Below are 1139 nucleotides of genomic sequence, written 5' to 3' on the forward strand. Positions count from 1 at the left end.
GACCCTTTTACGATATCCCCGGCATCGGGGGAGTTGGCTAAAAAGGTCTGAAATGCCGCATACTCGTCGTCACTCAGATAATCATGGATCTGCCTGGTAAAGAGCGGGGACTCAATAAAAGTAACCATGCGACAATCATACGTCATTGCCGTACCTTGTCAAGAGCGATCCGGGTGTTTTCAAACTGTTCGAGAAAGAACCAGATCTTTTTAACAGGGACCCGTCTTCGTCACGCCTGGTGCGTGACTACGCCGCGGCAGGTGAAGGAGATGGAAGGGATGACTTCCTAACCATTCAGCCCCGTAGGGTTATTTTCCCGGGTCAAAACCTAAACCTGGACCGGGGTAGACCTAAAGGCCTGTTAGCCGCTGATGGACGCGGATGGCCGCGGATAGATCAAAACCTTAGCCACAGAAAAAATGCGACTGCTTTTATTCCCCTCACCCGACTTCTCCCTGCGGCCTGCCCTTAGCATGTCGAAGGGCGCGGCCACCTTGCAGGCCGCTTCCACCCGTCTTCGCTTGAAGCTACGACGTGGCAGGCAGGGTTACACAGGGGGAAGCGTCACGGATTGAGACTATGCTAGAAACCTTGTTAAGAGACCGCCCGCTTTAATGCCTCGGCGACATAAACACTCCCAAAAATTGCCTCAAGCCCGAAATTCTGGATGACAAATGAGATGTCTTTTTCTCTTATGTACCTTGGCATGCCGGAAAGGTTCTGAACATGACCACAGAAGTGGTCCCCTTCACACCCCCTGGCTCCACCCCCTGGCTCTGACACTGGGAGTTCGCTTGCCACGCCGACTTGTCGCGTCGACTTGTCGCGTCGACTTGTCACGTCGACTTGTCGCGTCGTAGTTCGAAGAACGAAGACGGAAGTTCGAAGAACGAAGACGGAAGTCATCAGGAAGGGTGACGAAGACGGAAGCTATGGCGAAGGCGGGTCAAACGAACTTGCTTTTCAGACCCTCCCCTCAGGACAATAACGTTTGGATTTTAGCGAGGATGTCGTCAAAAACGGCCTGATCCACAGCCCCTGCCTTTTTAGCCTTGCGGGCACGCCAGTCCAGGCTCTTGACCTGGTCTGCCAGGGCGACACCAGGCTTGTCACCGACGGTCGTCGGCACCTCGAAAGGA

General features: G+C 54.2%; 1 protein-coding gene. It reads right to left on the bottom strand.

The genetic code is table 11. The features are described from left to right. Positions 1-976: 976 nt before the first annotated feature. A complete protein-coding gene (locus tag P1S46_12250; GenBank protein MDF1537239.1) occupies positions 977-1129 on the bottom strand; it encodes a type II toxin-antitoxin system PemK/MazF family toxin in 153 nt (50 codons plus the stop codon). Between the last annotated feature and the right edge of the window lie 10 nt (positions 1130-1139).

It is taken from the genome of bacterium (genome assembly GCA_029210545.1).
Lineage (GTDB): Bacteria > BMS3Abin14 > BMS3Abin14 > BMS3Abin14 > BMS3Abin14 > JARGFV01.